3 protein-coding genes and 1 tRNA gene are annotated in these 5,417 nt (G+C 34.4%); all 4 read right to left on the bottom strand.

Annotation, left to right across the window (positions count from 1 at the left end):
- Nucleotides 1-116 precede the first annotated feature (116 nt).
- Nucleotides 117-187, bottom strand: a tRNA-Gln gene (locus tag PF572_04025).
- A 113-nt stretch (nt 188-300) separates the two neighbouring features.
- Nucleotides 301-1,932 (bottom strand): DNA polymerase III subunit gamma/tau, encoded by a 1,632-nt coding sequence (gene dnaX / locus PF572_04020; protein MDA3840233.1) that lies wholly within the window; start codon nt 1,930-1,932, stop codon nt 301-303.
- A 13-nt stretch (nt 1,933-1,945) separates the two neighbouring features.
- On the bottom strand, nt 1,946-2,785 hold the full coding sequence (locus PF572_04015; protein ID MDA3840232.1) for a hypothetical protein: 840 nt from the start codon (nt 2,783-2,785) through the stop codon (nt 1,946-1,948).
- A gap of 118 nt (nt 2,786-2,903) precedes the next feature.
- A partial coding sequence (locus PF572_04010; protein MDA3840231.1) for a type IV secretion system DNA-binding domain-containing protein occupies nt 2,904-5,417 on the bottom strand: 2,514 nt, incomplete at its 5' end.

Here is a 5,417-nt window from a genome sequence, read left to right as displayed (position 1 = left end):
TTTTTAGGGATAGAAAGTATTAACTTTGTGGATTGGATTATCAATACAGGGTTCTCACCACATTACCAATCATAAAAATAATAGCATCAGTGTACACTGATGCTATTATTTTTTTGCTCGAGAACAGGGATTCGAACCCCGATCGCCTGGACCAGAACCAGGTGTCCTACCATTAGACGATTCTCGAATATACCATCAATATTTTTTTAAGGACCCCTGCTGCCGGCAGGCAGAAGAACCCGCAGTCCCACCATTAGACTCTCCAAAGGCGGGCAGGCGATCTCAGAGCTCTAAATATAATTAAGTATTTACAATTTTTCCTCCGAAATTTTTTAGAAGGTTATTCATCATATTTCCATTCTTCCCTTCTTCTTCATTATTATTTTTTTGAGAAGTCTCTTCAACAATTGTATCTTCATTTTTTTTAACCTCAACTACTTGTGAAACGAATTGGTCATCGACTGTTACCTCAACCGCCAACTTGTGTCCAAAAACATCATGCAACACCTTCTCAATAAGAGCTCTAATGGATATATCTTCAATTCTATCTTTATGAAATTTGTATTTAGTTGACAGCTTAAGAATAGAACCAGCAATTTCAATTGGTTTTGAGGCCTGAATAACGAAAACCAAGGAATGATTTATTTTTTTAACTTGAGCTAAAACCTCGTTCCATCTAGAATTAACCTCCTCAAGGCTAATATCCACTGAGGAATTAATTGTTTTTTCAACCACTGGAGAATCAACCTGATCTGCAATAACTTTCTTGGGCTCTAAAACAGGAGCTGTTGCTGTTACTGTTTTTGTTTTTTCAAATTGATTACTTTGAAAAGTTTGAGTGGTACAAATTTTTATTACAGCCACTTCCAGGGGAAGTTGAACAATAAAAGAGTTTTTAATTTTTAATTTAGCGTCAGAGAATTGTTCTATACTATTAATGATTTGATTTAATTCGATATTTTTTGATATTTTTGATATTTTTTGTTCTAAATTTTCGACCAACTCTGTTCCTATCTTAGTATCAAGAGATGGGCTAACTTTTACAAACATTAATTTTCTTAGAACTTCTATAAGATCATCTAGGAAATTTTTTAGATTAATCCCATCATCGAGCAGTTTATTAATAAGAGTAATAGAATTGGCTACATCTTTTGAAGATATAAATTCTATCAAAGAAACCGCTTCTTCATATGTGTTACCTGGAACGATAAGTTCAGCATCTTCTTGAGTAATTTTTTTTGAACCACTTACAGAGATAATTTGGCCAAATAAGCTCTCAGCATCTCTCATGTAACCATCTGACTTTCTGGCGATTGATTCTAAAACTTTTTTATCTATATCAAGTCCTTCTTTTTGAGCAATATAATTCAGTTTCGTAACCATGTCTAGAATATTGATTTTCTTAAAATCAAATCTTTGACACCGGGAAATTATTGTTGATGGTACTTTATGTATTTCAGTGGTACATAAAATAAATATTACATGTTGAGGTGGCTCTTCGATGATTTTAAGAAGAGCATTAAAGGCCGAAATAGAAAGCATGTGAACCTCATCAATTATAAATACTTTATATTTTGACTTTGTTGGAGTTACCCGAGAAGCATTAATTATATTTTCTCGAACATTATCAACTCCGGTATGAGAAGCGGCGTCTATTTCAATTAAATCTATACTCTTTGCTTCATTTATTTCAAGACAGTTACTACATTTACCACAAGACTCGTATGTCCCATCTTTTCTATCAAGACAATTTACTGATTTAGCAAAAACTCTAGCCAGGGTTGTTTTACCAACCGCTCTTGGACCACAAAAAAGATAAGCATGAGCAATTTTCTCTGCCTCAATCTCGTGTGTTAGTGTAATTTTTATGTGATTTTGACCGACTACCTCTTCAAAATTCTGCGGTCTGTATTTTCTATATAATGTAGACATTCAGATTTATTTTCTAGTATTCTTTATTTCTTACAATATTATCAACCGCTGCCCACTGGCTATCGGCATTTTTTGGAACCAGTATAATAACCTCATCACCCATATTTCCTTTAAAGTAAGTAACACTGGCTGTGAGAACTTTCCATTTCTTGCCTTCAAAAGTGACTATAAATTGACCATTGGAACCACTTTCTAATTTACCAATTATTCTATCTCTATCAATAGGGACAATTTGCTTGTATATGAAAGTTCCGTTATTTAGGATAGTTAATTTCAAAATATCTCCTTCAACTAATTTTGATTTAGAAGCATAGTTAGCAGGAATACTGTATTCCTTCCCATCTGGCCCTATCATAGTCTCACCATCAAAAACACCCTCAATAATATTCCCCTCTTCAGTCGATATCTCTTCTCTTGGTTTAGAAAATGCCTCATCGCTCATCTGTGATATCATTGCTCTGTCTGTTTCATCAGTTGAAAAAACCGATAAAAGTTCAATGACTTTATCGTTGCTTTCTTTGGCGTTTTGAAGTAGCTTTTTTATTAAAGTTATTTTAGATTTTGACAAAGTTACATTATCTTTTGAATCGCGTGCGAGCGATTCATCCGGCACTCCGAAGGAGTTTCCGGCGGATTTATTATCAGAATCATCATTACTCTTATCATCTTCAATTTTATCATCCTTGTCTTCGTCTTCGTCTTCAGAATCACCCTTTTCCTCGTCATTCTTCTTATCTGTCTCCCCTGAATCGTCAAATAATAAATCATCATTTTCTTCCATCTCAATCTCTGTGTCTTCAGGTCCTTTATTTTCTTCATCATCAGACATAAAAAATGTATTTGTATTATCCATATGTTTATTTTTTATTTAATATTGGTGTTTATTTTATTAATATATAAATTTATTTTTGTGACTATATATTACTTTATTTTTTTATAGTTGTAAAGATTCGTCTTATGTTTGATATTCTTTAAGAACTAGTGCTTCCAATGTTCCCTCTCCTTTTTATCTCCGCTTCAATTATGCTTCTATCTCTACCATATTTAAAGCGACTTAGTGTTCTTATCTTCTCGGCTATGCCATCTCTTTTTGTGCCAAGAACTGGCCAAGTGGTTCGCATTGAGAATGGTCTTGTGGCTGTATTATCCACCAGCAACTTCATATAGGCAGTTCCTTTTTCTATGTTTATCATATCATACTGATTAAAAACTGGGGAGAATTCTTTCTCTAGAACTTCGGCATCTTCTGAGCCAATTTTGAAAGTTGTCCAAGTTCCAACGTTCCCGAATACTGCATCCTTGACTGTTGTATCTCCTTTTGTGACAAGTTGACCGATATATTGATGAGCAATAACAAGGTTTAAACCGTATTTACGAGCTTCTGATAGAATAGAAGATATTGAATCAGTCGTGAAATTTTGGAATTCATCAATATACAGGTAAAAGTCTTTTCTTTTGTCTGACGGAATGTCAGTTCTGGAGAGTGAGGCCATTAAAATTTTACCAATCAAAACAAGTCCAATTAAAAAAGCATTTATCTCGCCAATCTGCCCTTTTGATAAATCAACTAAAAGTATTTTTTGATTATCCATTATGTCTCGAAGATTAAACGAACTTTTTTGCTGACCAATAATCGGTCTCATTGTGTCATTTGAAATGAATGTGGTTAGCTTTGATGTGATGTATGGAACTACATTAGCTAGGGCAGCATCGCCTCCTGCTTTTTCGGCTTGTTTTTTCCAAAATTCAACAACAGTATGGTCACTGCAAGCATCAAGTTTCATTTTTCTAAATTCAGCATCAGCTAAAACTTTTGGAATTTCCATGAGAGTAGAGCCAGTTGCTGGGTCGTCCATAACAAGAAGCATGGCATTTCTAATATATTGCTCAAACATAGGTCCGCCAGTTGATTTTAAATCATAAAGTTTGTCAAAAATTTTTATCATTTCATTTATAACAAAGGTTTTTTGTTCTGGATATTTTTGATCATATTCAAGTAAATTAAGAGCCATGGGTCTTTCAGTGTCTCCCGGCGCAAAAAGAATAACATCCTCAGCTCGTTCAGGAGGAATACGTTCCAAAATATCTGCAACCAGGTCACCGTGAGGATCGAGCAAACATATACCATCGCCATTTTCAATATCTTGGATCGCCATGTTTGTAAGCATAACTGATTTACCAGTACCTGATTTACCAACAATATAATGATGTCTCCTTCTATCTTCTTTTTTAATATGAATATTTTTTGAAATTCCCCTAAAAACGTTTTTACCAAGTAGTATCCCCTCATCTGGGATATCAGATGGTGCTGAAGAAAGCTTAGCAGTAAGCCAAACAATATTAGGAGTTTCTGCTCCCTTGAGAGGAAAATGATACATGCTTGCTAGTTCCTCGGTATTGTAAAGACGAGATATTTTTTCATCAAAACGTCTATATATAAAATCATTTATTATTTTTTTCTGGCCCCTTTTGATTAACTTAGAATTAAAATTATTTCCATATTCATAATGATTATATTGGCTCATTACATTGGCAATATTATCTAAGTAGACCTGGGCTTGCCCCTTATCGCGGGCGCTAACGACAACACGAATATTTACATCTAACCCTGATTTTGAGTTTTTCTGTTCAATCTCTTTAAGCATTTCTTCTTCCATCTGAGTAAGCTTTTTTAGTTCTTGCGGGGTATTTATATCCTCTGGTTTTTTCTTTGGTGTAGATGTCTTTATTAAATCAATAAAACCAGCCAAAACTTTATTTCTTCCTAAGCTAGAAAATGCCTCAGAAACCGAATTCGTTTGGTAAGCCTTTCGAACAATCTCTCCAGCCTGTCTATGCCAAATTCCTTTCCCAGACCTCACAACAAACTGAATAGACATCCCTTCGTTCATCTCTAATTTTGACATTACATTCAAAATAGGATTTAGAGGATCGTCATCCATATTTTTGTAAGTTTTCAGAGGGAAAATATAGTGCTTTTTTGTTACCATGTACCCCCCCAAAACAGAAGCATCGGGGTGAAAAAGATTGTAATCGTCAACCTCCTCCATTGAAGCATCTGGATAGTGCGCCTGAATTTGTTGTTGCAGATATCTGGCCTGCTTTTGACTAGATAGAACATAGAAAGAAATGAGCTTTTCGGAGGCTACTATTTCGAAAGAAAAATGATCTTCACGACCAAAAAGCCAAGCTCTAAAACCACGTTCAGAACGAAGTCCTCCGATTGAGGCAAAAATAGTTTCTGCTATCGCTATATCCTCTTGAATATCTTGAGCTGTCTCATCTCTGTCTTTATCACCTGGTCTTTCTTTAGGAAGCTTAACCAGAAACATCTGGTGATCGTGATACTTGTTTTTCTGGTGATAATATTTAATCAATTTTCTTGCTACTTTAAATAAAATAAACAGGAATAATAGAATAAACACAACAAAAATAGCTGCATTCAAATTTACATTTAAAACAGTGTCGTAGTTTGTAAAATTTTG

Source organism: Patescibacteria group bacterium, from assembly GCA_027858235.1.
In the GTDB taxonomy this organism is placed as follows: domain Bacteria; phylum Patescibacteriota; class Patescibacteriia; order Patescibacteriales; family BM507; genus BM507.
The sequence above is the reverse complement of the archived record's forward strand: the minus strand, read 5'-3'. Positions and strand labels throughout refer to the sequence as shown.